Annotated in this window: 19 protein-coding genes and 1 riboswitch; of the genes, 15 read left to right on the forward strand and 4 right to left on the reverse strand. The window is 51.2% G+C overall.

Annotation, left to right across the window (positions count from 1 at the left end; all coding sequences use genetic code 11):
- Positions 1-149 precede the first annotated feature (149 nt).
- The 3 genes from CLV60_RS27000 to CLV60_RS27010 all read left to right on the forward strand — a co-directional run bounded on the left by CLV60_RS27000 (position 150) and on the right by CLV60_RS27010 (position 3,664).
- On the forward strand, positions 150-1,424 hold the full coding sequence (locus CLV60_RS27000) for an amidohydrolase/deacetylase family metallohydrolase (protein ID WP_106598510.1): 1,275 nt from the start codon (positions 150-152) through the stop codon (positions 1,422-1,424).
- Between the two features lie 104 nt (positions 1,425-1,528).
- The gene (locus tag CLV60_RS27005; protein ID WP_106598511.1) at positions 1,529-2,461 is read left to right on the forward strand and encodes an RraA family protein; all 933 of its coding nucleotides are present in this window, start codon (positions 1,529-1,531) and stop codon (positions 2,459-2,461) included.
- Positions 2,462-2,557: 96 nt separating this feature from the next.
- Entirely contained in the window at positions 2,558-3,664 is a 1,107-nt protein-coding gene (locus tag CLV60_RS27010) for a bile acid:sodium symporter family protein (RefSeq protein ID WP_106598512.1), read from the forward strand.
- Between the two features lie 200 nt (positions 3,665-3,864).
- Here the strand turns inward: CLV60_RS27010 and CLV60_RS27015 are convergent, their stop codons facing one another.
- Positions 3,865-4,368 carry a GNAT family N-acetyltransferase gene (locus CLV60_RS27015; protein ID WP_106598513.1) on the reverse strand — a complete coding sequence of 168 codons (504 nt, stop codon included), beginning with the start codon at positions 4,366-4,368 and terminating at the stop codon, positions 3,865-3,867.
- A gap of 141 nt (positions 4,369-4,509) precedes the next feature.
- Positions 4,510-4,606: riboswitch (TPP riboswitch) on the forward strand.
- Between the two features lie 73 nt (positions 4,607-4,679).
- Here CLV60_RS27015 and thiS point away from each other — a divergent pair.
- The 11 genes from thiS (at position 4,680) to CLV60_RS27070 (ending at position 15,727) form a co-directional block, all read left to right on the forward strand.
- Complete coding sequence (gene thiS, locus CLV60_RS27020; RefSeq protein ID WP_106598514.1) at positions 4,680-4,880, forward strand: sulfur carrier protein ThiS; 201 nt, start codon at positions 4,680-4,682, stop codon at positions 4,878-4,880.
- A 38-nt stretch (positions 4,881-4,918) separates the two neighbouring features.
- Positions 4,919-6,796 carry a phosphomethylpyrimidine synthase ThiC gene (gene thiC, locus CLV60_RS27025; protein WP_106598515.1) on the forward strand — a complete coding sequence of 626 codons (1,878 nt, stop codon included), beginning with the start codon at positions 4,919-4,921 and terminating at the stop codon, positions 6,794-6,796.
- A complete protein-coding gene (locus CLV60_RS27030; protein WP_106598516.1) occupies positions 6,796-8,169 on the forward strand; it encodes a thiamine phosphate synthase in 1,374 nt (457 codons plus the stop codon). Before thiC ends, CLV60_RS27030 begins: the two co-directional genes overlap by 1 nt.
- Positions 8,163-8,930: a thiazole synthase gene (locus CLV60_RS27035; protein WP_106598517.1), complete on the forward strand. Its 768-nt coding sequence runs from the start codon at positions 8,163-8,165 to the stop codon at positions 8,928-8,930. Before CLV60_RS27030 ends, CLV60_RS27035 begins: the two co-directional genes overlap by 7 nt.
- Entirely contained in the window at positions 8,920-10,038 is a 1,119-nt protein-coding gene (thiH, locus tag CLV60_RS27040) for a 2-iminoacetate synthase ThiH (protein WP_106598518.1), read from the forward strand. Before CLV60_RS27035 ends, thiH begins: the two co-directional genes overlap by 11 nt.
- 41 nt (positions 10,039-10,079) lie before the next feature.
- A complete protein-coding gene (gene moeB / locus CLV60_RS27045) occupies positions 10,080-11,126 on the forward strand; it encodes a HesA/MoeB/ThiF family protein (protein ID WP_106598519.1) in 1,047 nt (348 codons plus the stop codon).
- Positions 11,127-11,132: 6 nt separating this feature from the next.
- On the forward strand, positions 11,133-11,939 hold the full coding sequence (locus CLV60_RS27050) for a helix-turn-helix transcriptional regulator (RefSeq protein ID WP_106598520.1): 807 nt from the start codon (positions 11,133-11,135) through the stop codon (positions 11,937-11,939).
- A gap of 74 nt (positions 11,940-12,013) precedes the next feature.
- Positions 12,014-12,955: a nitrilase family protein gene (locus CLV60_RS27055; RefSeq protein ID WP_106598521.1), complete on the forward strand. Its 942-nt coding sequence runs from the start codon at positions 12,014-12,016 to the stop codon at positions 12,953-12,955.
- Between the two features lie 89 nt (positions 12,956-13,044).
- Complete coding sequence (locus tag CLV60_RS27060) at positions 13,045-14,199, forward strand: ATP-binding protein (protein ID WP_445438693.1); 1,155 nt, start codon at positions 13,045-13,047, stop codon at positions 14,197-14,199.
- Positions 14,200-14,314: 115 nt separating this feature from the next.
- On the forward strand, positions 14,315-15,196 hold the full coding sequence (locus tag CLV60_RS27065; RefSeq protein ID WP_106598523.1) for a sulfite exporter TauE/SafE family protein: 882 nt from the start codon (positions 14,315-14,317) through the stop codon (positions 15,194-15,196).
- Between the two features lie 63 nt (positions 15,197-15,259).
- The gene (locus CLV60_RS27070; protein WP_106598524.1) at positions 15,260-15,727 is read left to right on the forward strand and encodes an NADH-quinone oxidoreductase subunit A; all 468 of its coding nucleotides are present in this window, start codon (positions 15,260-15,262) and stop codon (positions 15,725-15,727) included.
- Between the two features lie 5 nt (positions 15,728-15,732).
- Here the strand turns inward: CLV60_RS27070 and CLV60_RS27075 are convergent, their stop codons facing one another.
- Positions 15,733-16,026 (reverse strand): PIN domain-containing protein, encoded by a 294-nt coding sequence (locus CLV60_RS27075; protein ID WP_106598525.1) that lies wholly within the window; start codon positions 16,024-16,026, stop codon positions 15,733-15,735.
- A 30-nt stretch (positions 16,027-16,056) separates the two neighbouring features.
- Complete coding sequence (locus CLV60_RS27080; RefSeq protein WP_106598526.1) at positions 16,057-16,299, reverse strand: hypothetical protein; 243 nt, start codon at positions 16,297-16,299, stop codon at positions 16,057-16,059.
- Between the two features lie 230 nt (positions 16,300-16,529).
- Here CLV60_RS27080 and CLV60_RS27085 point away from each other — a divergent pair, with 230 nt between their 5' ends.
- Positions 16,530-16,865 carry a helix-turn-helix domain-containing protein gene (locus tag CLV60_RS27085; protein ID WP_106598527.1) on the forward strand — a complete coding sequence of 112 codons (336 nt, stop codon included), beginning with the start codon at positions 16,530-16,532 and terminating at the stop codon, positions 16,863-16,865.
- A gap of 1 nt (position 16,866) precedes the next feature.
- Here CLV60_RS27085 and CLV60_RS27090 read toward each other — a convergent pair whose 3' ends face one another.
- Positions 16,867-17,610 (reverse strand): hypothetical protein, encoded by a 744-nt coding sequence (locus CLV60_RS27090; protein WP_106598528.1) that lies wholly within the window; start codon positions 17,608-17,610, stop codon positions 16,867-16,869.
- Between the last annotated feature and the right edge of the window lie 63 nt (positions 17,611-17,673).

Here is a 17,673-nt window from a genome sequence, read left to right on the forward strand (position 1 = left end):
GTTTATAAAGTAAATGACCGATACGGATTGCCGACCAAAATCGGCAGTCCGTATCGCTTTTTAAGCCTGAAAATTTTCGTCCCTTGAATGGGGTATTTCAATGTGTTTTTTTGTCTTAACTATAATAGTTCTTTCCTAAACCAAAACCCATGATCAAAAAAGTATTCCTTGCCGCCGCCCTCTTCTGTTCTGCCGGTTTTGCCGCACAGGCTCAGAAGTATTCGATCGTCATCAAAGGCGGTCATGTGATTGACCCCAAAAACAATATCAACAGCATTATGGACGTAGCGCTGAAAGGCGATACGGTCATGCTCGTTGCCAAAAACATCGACGCCAAGGAAGGCGTGCAGGTAGTGAATGCGAAGGGCCTTTTTGTAACCCCAGGCCTGATCGACATGCACTCGCACAATTTCTTCGGCACCAAAATGGACCAGACTTACAGCAATGGTCCTAATGCCCTCCCACCCGACGGCTTCACATTCCGCACCGGCGTTACCACGGTCGTGGATGCAGGTTGTGCCGGCTGGAAATCCTTCCCTGATTTCAAAAAACAAACCATCGACGCTTCCCGCACCCGCGTGCTCTCGTTCCTGAACATCGTGGGCGAAGGCATGCGCGGCGGCACGTACGAGCAGAATGTGGAAGACATGGACGCTGCCGCTACTGCCAAAGTCGCGAAAGAATATCCCGAATACATTGTGGGTATCAAGCTCGCCCACTTCAACGGCTACAACTGGGCCCCTACCGACCGCGCCGTGGAAGCCGGTAAGCTGGCCAACATCCCGGTCATGATCGATTTCGGTGGCAGCCAACCGGTATTGCCCATCGAAGAGCTTTTCATGAAACACCTCCGCCCCGGCGACATTTTCACGCACTGCTTCGGCCAGCTGGCCAGCCGCGAACCGATCGTGGATGTGAAGGCAGGCAAAGTGAAGCCGTTCGTATATGAAGCACGCAAGAAAGGCATCATTTTCGACGTGGGTTACGGCGGTATCAGCTTCGCATTCTCACAGGCGATTCCGGCCATCAAAACCGGTTTTTACCCCAACACCATCAGCACGGATATCCACACGGGCAGTATGAACAACGCCATGAAGGACATGCTGAATGTGATGTCCAAATTCCTCGCCATGGGCATGGACCTGCCGGCGGTGATCAAGGCCAGCACCTGGGCTCCCGCACAAGCCATCCATCGCGAAGAGCTGGGTAACCTTTCCGCAGGCTCGCGTGCGGACGTATCCGTACTCCGCGTGCTCGACGGCAAGTTCCAGATGAACGACACCGGCACATTCGGTTTCTTCGATTACACCGGCGCAAAAGTGCAGGGCAAGCAGAAGCTCGAAGCCGAAGTAACCATCCGCGCTGGCAAAGTGGTTTACGACCTCAACGGTCTGACCAACCCGATCGTCGTTTCCAGAAGATAACAGTCACATATGGAAGTCCTTGCGGCCGCATCCAAAAGGGCTTCCATTTATATTTTGCCTAATTTTACCTACTCAATATCCCTGCCGTACATTTTTCTTGTCTTATGAAACTACCGATTCTCTCTTTAACGACCATCCTGACCCTAACCTTCGGAGCCCTGCAAACCGCAAAGGCGCAGACCATGCCGAAAGAAGAGCTGATTTTCCTGACCTCGGAATGGAAAGGTGAGCGCTTCGCCGACGGCCGCCCGAAAATCTCCGACGACCTCGTCCGCCGCGCAAAGGACATCAATATCGAAGAAGCCTGGGTAGTACTCAAAAACGAAGGCTACAACTGCCAGTTTGAAGGCAACTGGAAAATCGTACACGACGACGTGGTGATCGCCGGACGCGCATTGACGGCACAATTTATGCCATCGCGCCCCGACATCGAGAAGAATATCAAAGATCGCGGTGCCAAGCAGGGCCGCATCGGCAACACCAACTCATGGCCGATCGACATGCTTAGCAAAGGCGACGTATATGTGGCCGACGGTATGGGTAAAATCGTGGAAGGAACGCTGATCGGCGATAACCTTGCCAACTCTATTTATGCCAAAACAGGCAACGGCGTGGTATTCGACGCATCCGTGCGCGATCTCGACGGCCTTTCCAAAATCCCGGGTTTCAATGCATTTGTCCGTGACTTCGATCCGTCCTATCTGAAAGACGCGGTAGTAACCGGTATCAACACGCCCATTCGCATTGGCCGCGCCGTGGTACTGCCGGGAGATTTGGTTTTAGCCAAAAAAGAAGGCGTAATCTTCGTCCCCTCCCATATGGTGGAGAAAGTGGTGCAAACGGCTGAGTTCATTGCATTGCGTGACAAATTCGGCATTCAAATGCTGAAAGAAGGCAAATACACCCCGGGCCAGATCGACAGCCAATGGACCGACGCCCTGAAAACCGACTTCCTGAAATGGCTCGATAAAAACCCGAACGAAATCCCGATGAAACGTTCGGAGCTGGATGAGTACATGAAAAAAAGAACCTGGTAAGCGAGTAATCCGGCCTGGTTTTCCGCATTTCCTGTTTGGTGAAACAGACAGGAATTTTCTTTCGCTTTTTCAAAATTGCATTTTAAATACATTTATATGAATATTTACAAGCTCATGTCCGCCGTCGCCGCGGTTAGCCTGCTGACAGCGCTTTACCTCGCTTTCACGGGAAGCCTCCCCTCGGCCGGCCCCTTCTTTATTGCGTTCTTCCTTTCGCTGGCCATCAGTTTCAGAGGATATGAAAAATTAAAAGGTTTCACTTACACCACCGTGATTTTCGCGGCGGTAACCACTGCATTGTATTATCCGCAGCATTTCCTGACTGTGGGCGATTTCAAGCTTTCGACACTCATTACTCCGTTGATCCAGATCATCATGTTCGGGATGGGTACTTCCATGAGTTTCGGTGATTTTGTGGGTGTCGTTAAAATGCCCAAGGGCGTGCTGATCGGCGTGGTGAGCCACTTTATCATCATGCCGACCATCGGCTATACGCTGGCTAACATCAGCGGCTTCCCGCCTGAAATCGCGGCAGGGATCATTCTCATCGGCTGCTCACCGAACGGTATGGCCTCCAACGTGATTTCTTACCTGGCGAAAGCGAATCTGGCATTATCCATTACCATCACCGCCATTTCCACCATGCTCGCGCCGATTGTAACGCCTGTGCTCATGAGTATGCTCGCGGGCGCGTTCGTGAAGATCGACACGCTGCATATGATGTGGGATATTATTAAAATGGTGATCATCCCCATCGGTGCCGGGTTGATTTTCAATAAGCTGTTCAGCGGAAAAGTGAAATGGCTGGATGCCGCTATGCCATTGGTTTCGATGGGAGGTATTGCATTCATTATCGTGATCATCACTGCTGCGGGTCGCGACAGCCTGCTGTCGATCGGACCTGCATTGCTGCTTCTCGTACTGATCCACAACCTCTCGGGCTACACGCTAGGCTACTGGTCGGGGCGCCTATTCCGCATGAGCGAGCGCGACTGCCGCACGATAGCCATCGAAGTAGGGATGCAAAATGGCGGTCTGGCTTCCGGTATTGCCAAGGAAATGGGTAAAATGGCGACCGTCGGTCTCGCACCGGCGATTTTCGGGCCATTGATGAACATCACCGGCTCCATCCTGGCCTCGTGGTGGCAAGGCAAACCCACCGGCGACGAAGACACTTACGTAGAAACGGGCAGAGCCCACTAAAAAATGGCGCGAAGGTCTTTCCTTCGTGCCAAAATATTCGAAGGCCTCCGGCCGGTCAATACCGCAAAACGATGCGGGTATCATGACCGGCCGGAGGCCTTCGAATAATATGTACACAAATCAAGAGATTTGCACCAGCCTTCACAGCATTATATTTTTACCTTCTCCCTTTCCTCCATCCTCCCTTTCCTTCCAATTAATCAATCCTCTTCCAGCAACAGCTGCATATATACCAGATCCAGCCACTGATCAAACTTATAAGCCACCTCTTTCAAATATCCCTTTTCCACAAACCCGTATTTCTTGTGAAACTCAATACTCGCGCGGTTGGAGGCGTCAATGCAGCCGATCATTGTGTGCAAGCCTGATTCCTTCGCACGCTGGATAAGGCTGCCCAGCAATTTGCCGCCCACACCCATCCCACGCGACTTCTCGTCGAGGTAAATGGAATGCTCCACACTGAATTTGTATCCGATTTTCGGACGGAAAATATTGTAGGACCCATAACCGATCACTTCGCCTTCCAACTCTGCTACAATCACCGGCATACCATCATAGAACATCTGTTCAAACCAGGCGTTTTGTTGCTCTAAGGTCCGGGCTTCGTAGTCATAAATAGCCGTGGTGTTCAGAATAGCGTGGTTGATAATTTCCAACAGCGAAGGCAGATCCTTAGGAGCCGCACTTCTGATGATCAAATCCATCAAAATAAAGCAGGTCGTTATACAGGTTTAATATTAAGGCCAAAAATACCTTATTATTTTAAAAAATTTCACGCTTAATCCCCGATCCGTCTTACGTTTTTTTCTAATTCTTTTGAAAATCCTGAATTTCGAATAGCTTTGCCTCAACTTTAGGGGTGTCCCGACATGCGGACTGAGATCATACCCTTTGAACCTGATGCAGCTAGTACTGCCGATAGGGAAAAGCAGGAGTTACCATGCACGTAGCTCCGTCTATTCTTTCTTCATAGGTCCATTCCTAAGGTTTTTTGTATTTAAAACTGAAATCAGGAATGGAAATCATCCTAAACGGTCAGGCAAAGCAAATAGCCGCTGATTATTCGGTAGGGCAACTCGTATCCGAGCTGTTTCCGTCCGGCAAAGGCATCGCCGTAGCCATCAACCAATCGGTAGTCCCGAAATCCGCCTGGCCCACACGCCGGCTCTCTCCCAACGACCAGATCACCCTCATTACCGCCACGCAAGGCGGCTAGTGCCCTTTTGTCCCACCATTTCACCAGAAAACAATATCATGAAAACAGAAAAAACACCGGAAACCATCACCCGCGACCCGTTTCCCAATTCGAAGAAAATATATGTAAAAGGGCACATCCACGACATTTCCGTCGCCATGCGCGAGATTTCGCTGAACGATACGCGCATTCACGGGAAGCTAGGTGCAAGCGAGCCCAACGAGCCGGTAACCGTGTACGACACGAGCGGCCCCTACACCGATCCTAACATTGAAATAGACGTCAAAAAAGGCCTTCCCGGATTGCGTGCTGAATGGGTACGCTCGCGCGGCGACGTGGAGGAACTGGAAACGATTTCGTCCGAGTACGGCCGGATGCGCCTCGCGGATACCAAACTCGACCATTTGCGGTTTGCGCACAATGCGAAGCCGCTCCGCGCCAAAGCCGGACAGAATGTTTCGCAGCTGCATTATGCAAAAAAAGGCATTATCACGCCGGAAATGGAGTACATCGCCATCCGCGAAAACCAGCGCATCGATGCGCATCTGGCATCGTTGAATGGCAAAGCAGGTGCACTGGCGCATCAGCACGCCGGACACAGCTTCGGGGCGAATACACCGAAAAGCCACATTACTGCGGAGTTTGTGAGGCAGGAAGTAGCAGCGGGACGAGCCGTCATCCCGTCCAATATTAACCACCCGGAAAGCGAGCCGATGATCATCGGGCGGAACTTCCTGGTAAAGATCAATGCCAATATCGGTAACTCGGCAGTATCGTCGAGCATAGAGGAAGAGGTGGAAAAAGCCGTGTGGGCATGTCGCTGGGGCGCCGATACGATCATGGACTTGTCCACCGGCAAGAACATCCACGAAACCCGCGAGTGGATCATCCGCAACACACCCGTGCCGATCGGTACCGTACCTATTTACCAGGCATTGGAAAAAGTAAATGGTAAAGCCGAAGACCTGACCTGGGAGCTTTTCCGCGATACACTCATCGAACAAGCCGAACAGGGCGTGGATTACTTCACGATCCATGCAGGCGTGCTGCTGCGCTACATTCCGCTGACGGCCAAACGCATTACCGGCATTGTTTCGCGCGGAGGCTCCATTATGGCGAAATGGTGCCTGGCGCATCACAAGGAGAATTTCCTGTACACGCATTTCGAGGAAATCTGCGAGATCATGAAGGCCTATGATGTGGCATTCTCACTCGGCGACGGTCTCCGCCCCGGCAGCATTGCCGATGCCAACGACGCCGCGCAGTTTGGGGAGCTGGAAACGCTGGGCGAGTTGACCAAAATCGCCTGGAAGCACGACGTGCAAACCATCATCGAAGGCCCCGGACACGTGCCGATGCATTTGATCAAGGAGAATATGGAGAAGCAATTGCAGCATTGCCACGAAGCGCCATTCTACACGCTCGGGCCATTGACGACCGACATTGCACCGGGTTACGACCACATCACCTCAGCCATCGGCGCGGCGATGATCGGCTGGTTTGGTACCGCCATGCTTTGCTACGTAACCCCGAAAGAGCATTTGGGATTGCCGAATAAAAAAGACGTGAAAGACGGCGTAATCACCTACAAGATCGCCGCCCACGCTGCCGACCTCGCCAAAGGCCACCCCGGCGCGCAGTACCGCGACAATGCGTTGAGCAAAGCCCGCTTCGAGTTCCGCTGGGAAGATCAGTTCAATCTCTCGCTCGACCCGGATACCGCGCGTGAATTCCATGATGAAACCCTACCAGCCGAAGGTGCCAAAGTCGCGCATTTCTGTTCCATGTGCGGGCCGAACTTCTGCTCGATGAAAATCACGCAGGATGTCCGCGATTACGCGGAAGAAAACGGACTGGCTACCGAAGAAGCCGTAGCAGAAGGCATGCAGCAGAAGGCGCGGGAGTTTGCGGAGAAGGGCAGCGAAATTTATCTGTAATGGAACTGATCGTTATAACTCATCCCGAAATGCTGCCCGGAGAAGCTGCTATTATTAACCAGCTCTTCGCACGCGGGCTTGCGCGCTTGCACGTGCGCAAGCCCGACGTGGCCGAGGCGGAGCTGCGGGCATTGCTGGAACAGATCGATCCGCAATTCCGCAGTCGCATTGCATTGCATCAGCATCATGAGCTGGCGGGGGCTTTCGGCATTACCGGTTTGCATTTTACAGAAATGAGCAGGTTAGCCCAAAGCCGGGAAGCATTTGAAGTGTTAAAAAACAGTGGGTTCAAAATCAGCACTTCCTTACATGGGCCTGCCGAATTGGAAAGACTGTTCCATTGCTTTGATTATGCATTCCTGGGGCCTGTTTTTGATAGTATTTCAAAGGAGGGTTATTCTTCAAAGCTGCCGGCCGATTTCAAATTGCAAAAACACAACTTCCCGGGCAAAATCATCGCATTAGGAGGCATTGATGCAGAAAACTTGAAATCTGCATTAGAAATGGGCTTTGACGGCGCAGCAGTGCTTGGCAGCATTTGGCAAAATCCTGACAATGCTATTGCTCAATTTGAAAATCTAAAATCATTGCAATCATTTCTAAAATCATCTCAACAATCTTCTTCTCAACAATCATCATTTCAGCAATCATCCTGCATCCCCGGGTTAAAACCCGGGGCAATAGATTCAATAGCAGTCCATTGCCCCGGGTTTCAACCCGGGGATCCGGAGAAAAAGGGTGAAGCTGGTTTTGTTGACAAATTGCATTTCATATCCAATGAAACTGGCACAATGTCGCATATCGACAGCATCCAGCTCGCTTTGGAAGCAGGCTGCCGGTGGATTCAGTTGCGGGTGAAGAACCGGATTGCGGAGGAAGTGCTGCCGGTTGCTTCGAAAGCCAAGCAGTTGTGCGATAGCTACGGCGCCAGGCTGATCATCAATGATTTCCCACATGTAGCCCAAGCTGTGGAAGCCTATGGCCTGCATCTCGGCCTCACGGATATGCCCGTACCCGAGGCGCGCGCACTCGTGGGAGAAAAAATGATCATCGGCGGCACAGCCAACAGCTGGGAGGATATTACACGGCGGATTGAAGAAGGGGCGGATTACATCGGACTCGGGCCGTTCCGGTTTACGAATACCAAACAAAACCTCAGCCCGATTCTGGGCATAGACGGCTACTGCGCTCTAATGCGCCAAATGCAGGAAGCAAGCCACTCCACACCCATCATTGCGATCGGCGGCATTACGTCCGACGACGTCAATGGGCTTCGGAAGGTGGGGCTTCATGGCGTGGCCATGTCGGGCGCATTGATCGGTTCTGCCGATCCGCAAAAAACATTTTACCAAATCCAACAAGCATTATGCTGACTATCGCAGATAAAACATTTCAATCCCGGCTCTTCACCGGTACCGGCAAGTTCAGTTCGGCGGCGGTGATGGAGGAAGCCCTGCTGGCTTCCGGCTCCGAACTGGTGACGGTAGCCCTGCGTCGCGTGGATGTACACGACGCGGGCGACGATATCCTGAGCCATCTGACACACAGTCATATCCATTTGTTGCCGAATACCTCCGGGGTGCGTACGGCCAAAGAAGCGGTTTTCGCCGCCCAGCTCGCACGTGAGGCATTGGAAACCAACTGGCTGAAACTTGAAATCCATCCCGACCCCAAATACCTCATGCCTGATCCCATCGAGACTTTAAAAGCGACCGAGGAACTGGCGAAACTGGGCTTTGTGATATTGCCCTACATTCACGCCGATCCCGTGCTTTGCAAAAGACTGGAAGAAGCAGGCGCATCCGCGGTAATGCCGTTGGGCTCGCCGATTGGCAGTAATAAAGGGTTAAAAACCATCGATTTTCTTGAAATTATCATCGAACAGAGCAAGGTCCCGGTGGTCGTAGACGCGGGCATCGGTGCGCCGTCGGATGCCGCGAAAGCGATGGAGATCGGGGCTGATGCGGTACTGGTGAATACGGCCATTGCGGTAGCCGGAGATCCCATAGCCATGGCAGAGGCTTTCAAACTCGCCGTGCAATCGGGAAGAATGGCTTACGAAGCCAAATTAGGATCGAAAGGGAGCCTGGCCGTGCCTAGCAGCCCGTTAACCGCATTTCTGGATGAGCTTTAAAGAAGAATTTGCGCGGTACTCCTGGGATACAGTGAAGGAAGCCATTTATGCCAAAACCTCCGCCGACGTGGAACGGGCATTGGCCGCTCCGAAAAGGACGTTGGACGATTTCATGGCGCTGATTTCGCCCGCAGCGGCGGCTTATCTGGAACCGATGGCCAGGCTGAGCCGGCAGCTCACGCGAAAGCGGTTTGGTAATACCATTCAAATGTACGTGCCGTTGTATTTGTCCAATGAGTGTACCAATATATGTACCTACTGCGGATTCAGTCTGGATAATAAGGTACGCCGACGCACCCTCAACGACCGCGAGATCCTGCAAGAAGTGGAGGTAATCAAAAGCATGGGTTACGAACACGTGCTGCTGGTTACGGGGGAAGCGAACCAGACCGTGCATGTGGCATATTTCAAAAAAGTACTGGAACTGATCCGCCCGCATTTTGCCCAGGTTTCGATGGAAGTGCAGCCGCTCGATCGCGATGAATATGAGGAACTGATTCCGCTCGGCCTGCATTCCGTGCTGGTTTACCAGGAAACCTATCACCAGGACGACTACCGGAAACACCATCCGAAAGGTAAAAAAGCAAATTTCAATTACCGGCTCGAAACACCCGACCGGCTCGGCCAAGCCGGTATTCACAAGATGGGTTTGGGAGTATTAATTGGTTTGGAAGATTGGCGCACCGACAGTTTTTTCACCGCCCTGCATTTAAATTACCTTGAAAAAACCTACTGGCAAACGCGGTACAGCCTCTCCTTCCCCCGCCTGCGCCCGTTTTCGGGCGGGCTGGAACCCAAAGTGGAAATGAGCGACCGGGAATTGGTACAACTCATTTGTGCCTACCGGATTTTCAACGAAGAGGTCGAACTGTCGCTCTCCACGCGTGAATCCGAGAAATTCAGGAACCATTGCATTCAATTGGGTGTAACATCCATCAGCGCCGGCTCCAAAACCAACCCGGGCGGCTACGCGGTCGAGCCGGAATCGCTCGAACAATTCGAGATCTCGGACGAAAGAACACCCGCAGAGATTGCCCGAATGATCCGGGGGGCAGGCTACGAGCCGGTTTGGAAGGACTGGGACGCTTCTTTAATTTTGAATGAGTGAATATATTCTCCATTCACTCATTCATTCATTCACTCATTACCATGTTTACTCCAATCGAACGCAAACGCTACGCACGCCAGATTATCATGCCGGAAATGGGCCTGGCGGGCCAGGAAAAGCTGCGCGCCGGCAAAGTGGCGGTCGTGGGCGCAGGCGGGCTCGGCTGCCCGGTCCTGCAATACCTGGTAGCCGCAGGCGTAGGCGAGATCGGCATTATCGACGACGACACCGTGGACCTCACCAACCTGCACCGGCAAATACTCTATTCCGCCGATGACGTGGGGAAAAACAAAGCCATTACCGCCGTCGAAAAGCTCTCGGTACTTAACCCGTTTGTGCGCCTTACCGCCTACCCCGACCGGCTGACTGCCGAAAACGCGGCCGATTTGCTCCATGGCTACGACCTGGTCATCGACGGTTCCGACAATTTCGAGACGCGTTACCTTGTCAACGATTTTTGCGTGAGACTGGACAAACCTTTCGTATTCGGCTCCATTCTGCGCTTCGAAGGACAAATTTCGGTATTCAACTACCAGGGTGGGCCTACCTATCGCTGCCTTTTCCCCGACGCCGAGGAAGGCGATAATTGCGCGGAAGCGGGTGTAATGGGTGTACTGCCTGGCATTATAGGCACCTATATGGCCAATGAGGCGATCAAGATCATTGCGGGCATAGGCGAACCGCTGTCCGGCAAACTTCTGGTTATTAACACCCTTTCAAATACCCAATCCGTTTTCGAGTTTTCGAGATCGGCCGCAACAATTCCTGTAAAATCTCCGGAACCAGCTACCAAACAACCTCTTGAGGAAAATACGCGCGAAATGTCCTACGACGAATTCGAGGCATTGCGGGAAGCCGACCCCGAACAGGTTTTACTTGTAGATGTACGCGAATATTATGAATTTGAGGCGGATAACTTCGGCGGCGAAAATATTCCGCTCTCCGAAATCCCCGAAAGTATCGGGACATTCCCTTCGGGCAGAAAAGTCGTTTTTTACTGCAATAGCGGCAAACGAAGCTTGCAGGCAGCGAAATTGCTGACGCAAAGCGGTTACGAAGGGCAAAGCTTCTGGGCACAGCATTGGTAATCGATTATGCAGGTCAAACCGACACCCCTCCTTTCCGGCATTGTGCGGCATTTTCTGGTTATAGAAAGTGACACGCAGTCGGCCATGCGGATTTTCTCGGATGGCAATACGGGAGTGGTGTTCAACTACGGTGATCCGCTTTTCTATCAAAATGAAATGCATTCGGGCGCGGCTCTGCTTCCTGCCGGCTTTTTGTATGGCCAATTGGATACTTACAAGAACGTTTGGACAGTGGGGAAAATCCGGCTACTCATCGCGGTGCTACATCCGTTCGGGGCAGCGGCATTGTTTAAAATGCCGGCGTCGGAACTGAGAAACCAGATCATCGAATGCGCAGATTGTTTTGGAACCCATTTTGAATGGGTGAATGACGAAATTGCCTGCTCACCAGCGATTCATGACAAAATCCGGGCGGCCGAGCATTTTTTGCTGTCTCAATTACGGGTGGCAGGCAGCAGTAATGCACTGGTAACGAATACTGTCAACATTATCCATACGCAAAACGGCCTGGTTTCCGTCTCACAGCTTACCGCGGTGACCGGCACCACCGAGCGTCAGCTTCAACGCAAATTTGAGGAACATATCGGCATTTCCCCGAAACGTTACGCGGGCATCATCCGCATGCAATACGCGTTGAGAATGCTGCGAAAAAAATCCACCCATTTGTCATTAGCGGGCATCGCCTGCGAATCGGGCTTCTTCGACCAGGCACACCTGATCCGTGAAATGAAGAACCTTTCGGGACTTACGCCGGGCCAATACCTCAGCCCGCAAAACGTCCTCGCTGCCAATCTGATCCGGCTCGTTCATTAGTTTCTACCGCTTGTCGGGTTTGTACAATACATGTGCAGTCCGCGCATTTACTTTTGGGTAAAAAAATCAGAGCTATGAAACCGATCAAAATCGCAACAGCCCAGTTTGAAAACAAAAGCGGCGACAAAGCGTACAACCTCGGCGTGATCCGGCAGCTTGCCGGAGACGCGTCAAAAGCAGGTGCACAGGTCATCGCATTCCACGAATGTTCGATAACCGGCTACACTTTTGCGCGAAACTTGTCGCGGGAGCAACTGCTGGAAGTTGCCGAACCCATTCCCGACGGCCCCAGCATTCACGCATTGCAGGAGATTGCTGCCGAACATGACATTGTCGTCCTGGCCGGTTTGTTCGAGAAAGATGCGGATGATAAAATGTACAAGGCCTACGTTTGTGTAGATAAAAACGGCCTCGCCGCCAAGTACCGCAAGCTGCACCCCTTCATTAACCCCCACCTTACACCGGGCGACCAATATGTGGTTTTCGATTTGTTCGGTTGGAAATGCAGCATACTCATTTGCTACGATAACAATATCATCGAGAATGTGAGGGCTACCAAACTGCTGGGTGCCGACATCGTTTTCATGCCGCACGTAACCATGTGTACGCCTTCCACGCGCCCGGGTGCCGGGTTTGTCGACCCTGCCCTCTGGTACAACCGGGAAGCCGACCCAACTTCGCTGCGCCAGGAGTTCGACGGACTGAAAGGCCGCGCCTGGCTCATGAAGTGGCTCCCCGCCCGCGCCTATGACAATGCCGTTTACGCTATATTCTCCAACCCCATCGGCATGGACGAGGACCAGCTCAAAAACGGCTGCTCCATGATCCTGGACCCCTTCGGCGATATCATTGCCGAATGCCGCAAGCTCGACAACGATTTCACTATCGCAACCCTTACTCCCGAAAAGCTCCAACAGGCCGGTGGCCACCGCTATATCCAGGCCCGCAGACCGGAATTATACAAGGATATTATCGGCCGAGGACACGTTTCCGAGCAACGGGTGATCTGGCTGTAAAACCTAAATTCGTTGAACTCGCTCAATGAATTTAGCTAAATTTGTTGAGTCAATTCAATGAATTTAGCTAAATTTGTTGAGTTAATTCAATGAATTTAGCTAAAATGGACTTCCCAAGGCATATTCTCTCTCAGATAGTCGACAAGACAGCTTCCAACAAGGTGCTTATCGTTTACGGCGCGAGACGTGTCGGCAAGACGCACTTAATGAGAGCTGTCGAGAAACAATTTGTCGGCAAGTCGCTATTTCTAAATGCGGAAGATCTTGATACAGTCACCCTGCTGGCAGACAGGCGTGTCGCCTCGTTCCGTCGTTGGGTAAATGACATTGACCTCCTTATTATCGACGAAGCACAGGTTGTGCCTGAAATAGGCAAGTCGTTGAAACTGCTTATCGACTCGTTTCCCAAACTGACTATACTTGCGAGCGGCTCATCGGCATTCGAGTTGTCAAATAAAACCGGAGAGCCACTGGTGGGGCGCCAGGTTCGGTTCCAGCTTTTCCCGATCGCTCAAATGGAGCTGTCAAAAGAAGAAAACTATCTTGTAACAAAGCAGCAGTTGGAAACCCGGCTTATCTACGGCAGCTATCCCGAAGTTTTGAAAAACGAAACTGCCGATGCCAAAACCGATTACCTGAAAGAGTTGGTCAGTGCTTATCTGCTGAAAGATATCCTAATGTTTGAGCAGGTCCGCTACTCGCATAAAATGTTGCAATTGCTGCAATTGGTTGCCTTCCAAATCGGGCAGGAGGTATCGTACGACGAGCTTTCCAAAACATTACAAATCGACCGGAATACCGTTGAGCGCTACCTGGATCTGTTTTCGAAAGTATTCATCATCACACGCATTGGCGGATACAGTAAGAATCTCCGCAAGGAGGTAACCAAGTCGTCTAAATGGTATTTTCTTGATAACGGGATACGAAACGCATTGATCAACAATTTCCTTCCCATGAATCAGCGCACAGATACCGGCGCATTATGGGAGAATTACCTGGTTGCGGAAAGGCTTAAATACAACTCCTATACCCGCAAAACGCCCCTTACCCACTTTTGGCGCACCTACGACCAGCAGGAACTCGATTGGCTCGAAATCGCCGACGAGCAGCTCAGTGCCTATGAATTTAAATGGAAAGATACCAAGGTGAAGTTTCCTAAGGCATTTTTGGAAGCCTATCCCGAGGCCGCCACGCATTGGGTTAACCAGGGAAATTTCATTGATTTTGTGACGGGAGAAATATAAATCGGAGTTACCGTGAGACACTTTAAGTAAAATTTAATAATCTATCAATTACGTAGATTAAATAGTTTTGCTATTTTTGTAAACTCTATATTCCAAAATTCTAAAATTCACGGTAATGCTTGCCAAAGTGCTCTCGCTTAAACTGCCCTCGTCACCGACCTGGTATATCGTCCCGATTGCAGCGATTCTTCTGTTGCTTGGACTTCTGCTGACAAATGGCGTCATCAGCGTCAGCACCGAACAGGTGACGGATTTCCTCACGGGCGATTTCGCATTGTACGTACTGGTAGGTCTGGCGGCGCAGCTGGTGGACGGCGCGTTGGGAATGGCCTACGGCGTTACTTCCAATTCGTTTTTGCTGAGCCTTGGCGTTACGCCGGCAGTGAGCAGCGCCAGCGTGCATTTCGCCGAAATGTTCACCACCGGCGCTTCGGCCATCTCGCATTTCCGCTTTAAAAATATCAATAAAAAGCTTTTCAAAAGCCTGCTTATCCCCGGTGTATTGGGCTCAATTACAGGCGCATACCTGCTATCCGATGTCATCGATGGCAACGCCATCAAGCCATTTATCGCATTTTACATGCTGATACTGGGCGTGATCATCATCCGCAAGGCACTGCAAAAGACCTTTGTTAAAAATAAAACCAAGCGCATCAGCGTGCTTGCCGCCACGGGAGGTTTCCTGGATTCGATCGGCGGAGGCGGCTGGGGGCCGATCGTTACTTCCACCTTGCTCGGGCAAGGCCGCGATCCGCGCTACACCATCGGGTCGGTGAATGCCGCTGAATTTGCCGTGGCATTCGCCAGTGGCATTACCTTCATGCTCTTTACAGGGGTAGACAGCTGGAAAGTCGTTCTCGGATTGATCGTCGGTGGTGTAATGGCTGCTCCTTTCGGCGCCATGCTCGTGGGCAAAATCAAACGCAAGCCGTTGATGCTGATCGTCGGCATACTGGTAATCGGCCTGAGCATCCGTACCATCCTATTAAGCATTTAATAGTCCCATTTTCGCGATATCCGGCGCATTTTGCCTAGTTTTGCACAAAACAGGCTCATTACCATGCTCACCGATTTCGGTTATATCCTGCTCTTCATCATCGCCGCGCTGATATTGCTCGGTGTTATGCTCACTATTGCGAAATTCCTCCGCCCGCATAATCCCAACGAAGAGAAGCTGACCACCTACGAATCCGGTGAAGAACCGCTGGGTAATGCCAATATCCAGTTCAATGTCCGGTTCTACGTCGTCGCATTGATCTTCGTGTTGTTTGAAGTCGAATTGCTGTTTCTTTTTCCCTGGTCGGTGGTGTTCGGAAGTGAAGAGCTCATCGCGCAAACGAACGGCCGATGGGGCTGGTTCGCGATGGCAGAAATGACCGTTTTCATCGGCATCCTCATCTTCGGCCTGGCCTATGCCTGGGCAAAAGGCTACCTCGATTGGGTTCTTCCCAAGCCTCAGATCCCGGAAGTCAAATCGCCCGTTCCGGCTGATTTGTATGCAAAAGTCAATGAGCGGTACAAGAAATAGGCCTTCTAATCCAGCCAGTTTTCAAGCTTTATCAGATCAAATTCCCCGGTAGGAAGTCCGGCTTGCCGTAAAGCGGATTTCTGCCTGGCATATTCTTCAAAGCTTGCTCCTATTAACAATATCCGGTCAGAAAAAGCAGCACGCAACCAATCCAGATTTTCCCGGTTTGCAGAACAACGATTCGCCGCGCTATTTTCCACGCCAAACATCAGTTCCAAAATGGTGATTTCTGATAGATGACAAGAGTTTAGCCCAACTGTTTCGAGCCTGCCAACAACACTTTCATTTCCTTTGAACAAGTGGATGCATATTGGTATCCAGCAGGTAGCTCATAGATCCACCTCCCGTGACCGATCGCTACGCGCATTGTAGATCATTGTTTCCAGCTCCTCAGCAGTCTCGTCCCCTCGCCAGGTACCTATAAATTTTTTCATTGCAGCCGCCTGGTCGGCATTTCGTATCGAATCACCGCCATGATTTTCCTTAACCGGTAGCCCCAACCGCTCGGCCAGCCCTTTCAACAGCGCAAAATCGTTATCGCTTTCTGTCTCAATAGTGATTGTATGTGCCATATATCGCTTTTTCAAGAAAAATTCCGAGCCGAGGACCTCCGTTCCAATTTACGGAAAATCTCCGGGTTGTTCAATGCCTCCCTCCTCTACCTTAAATATATAACTTTCTGATAAACAACTCCATAAATTATCCAATGGACTGTTTGTTTTATCGAATTATATTGACAGTTACTTAAAAAATACCGATTTTTCCGGCTTGTTACCGATTCTGTCATCATCAACAAAATACTATGGAGGCTTTCACAAAAAACTTACGCGCAGGGCGTGAGCGAAAAGGATTATCCGTCGCTCAAATGGCATCATCGCTCCAAATCAGCGAAGAAGAATATAACGAGCTGGAAACCGGGCATATCGCTCCTTCTGTCGACACCCTCAGACAACTCTCACAAGTTCTTAACAGTACCGTGCCGGAGCTGATCACCGACCGCCCCGTGCAGCAGATCGTCCGGGACATTCCGCTTGGGCAGTTTTCACCCGAATCGCTGAGCGAGATAGATAAGGATACGTATATTAAAATCCTCGAAAATCAGCTGCGCACGTTACTCGCCGAGAAAAAAGGTGCCTGACCTAGTGCATTCCGCCCCATTTTTTCATGTGCGGACGCGGGAAGAACACAAATCCCAGTTGCAGGTAAAGCTGGTTGACCTTTAAACGGGACAAATCGTCGACCGTCACGTTGTCTCCTTTCCACTTGCGTCTGCCCAGAATCGGCTGATGGTAAGTCAGCTTACCGCTCAGGTACACTTTTTCGTGAATTTTAGGCAGGAAATCCATTTTGTAATCCACTCCTATACCGCCGTGCAGATTGATATTGGCTGTGTACAGCTTTACAGCCTGGTAAGCCGACGGATTGTTCAGCAGCTGTTGGGCAGATACCGAAGCATTGCTCTTGATATTCAGCCTGTACAGCATGAAATCGGCGCCCAGCGGTATGGTCACATTCCAGCGTGCATTATTCACTAGTTTCGGCCCGCCGTCGGTGCCGATACCGAACCCGTTCAGGTATGCCTTGCGCGTATCGCGGTGGGAGGTGTAGTTGGTGCTATTCATAACGATAAGCCTGGCCTCGGAGAACCATCGCTCCGACTCGGTGCGGCGGGCTAGCACGAGGTTTCCCATGAAAGATGTAAACGGCTTTACCTGCAAACGGGCAAGCTGATCGCGCAGGGTCTTGTTGTTTGGAAGCATGCCCAGCTCCGCATAAACAGCCATTCCGCTTTTGAATATCCTGACTGTGGAATCCGACTGAGCCGACGCGGCGCCGGTGCAAAAGGCCGAAAGCAGGAAACAGATGAGTAATTTTCGTTTCATATAGTTGATGGTTTGTATTTGTTTTGTAACGCCTCCTGAAACAGTTTCTTGCCAAATATGGTT

The organism is Dyadobacter jiangsuensis, assembly GCF_003014695.1.
Taxonomy (GTDB): Bacteria; Bacteroidota; Bacteroidia; order Cytophagales; family Spirosomataceae; genus Dyadobacter; species Dyadobacter jiangsuensis.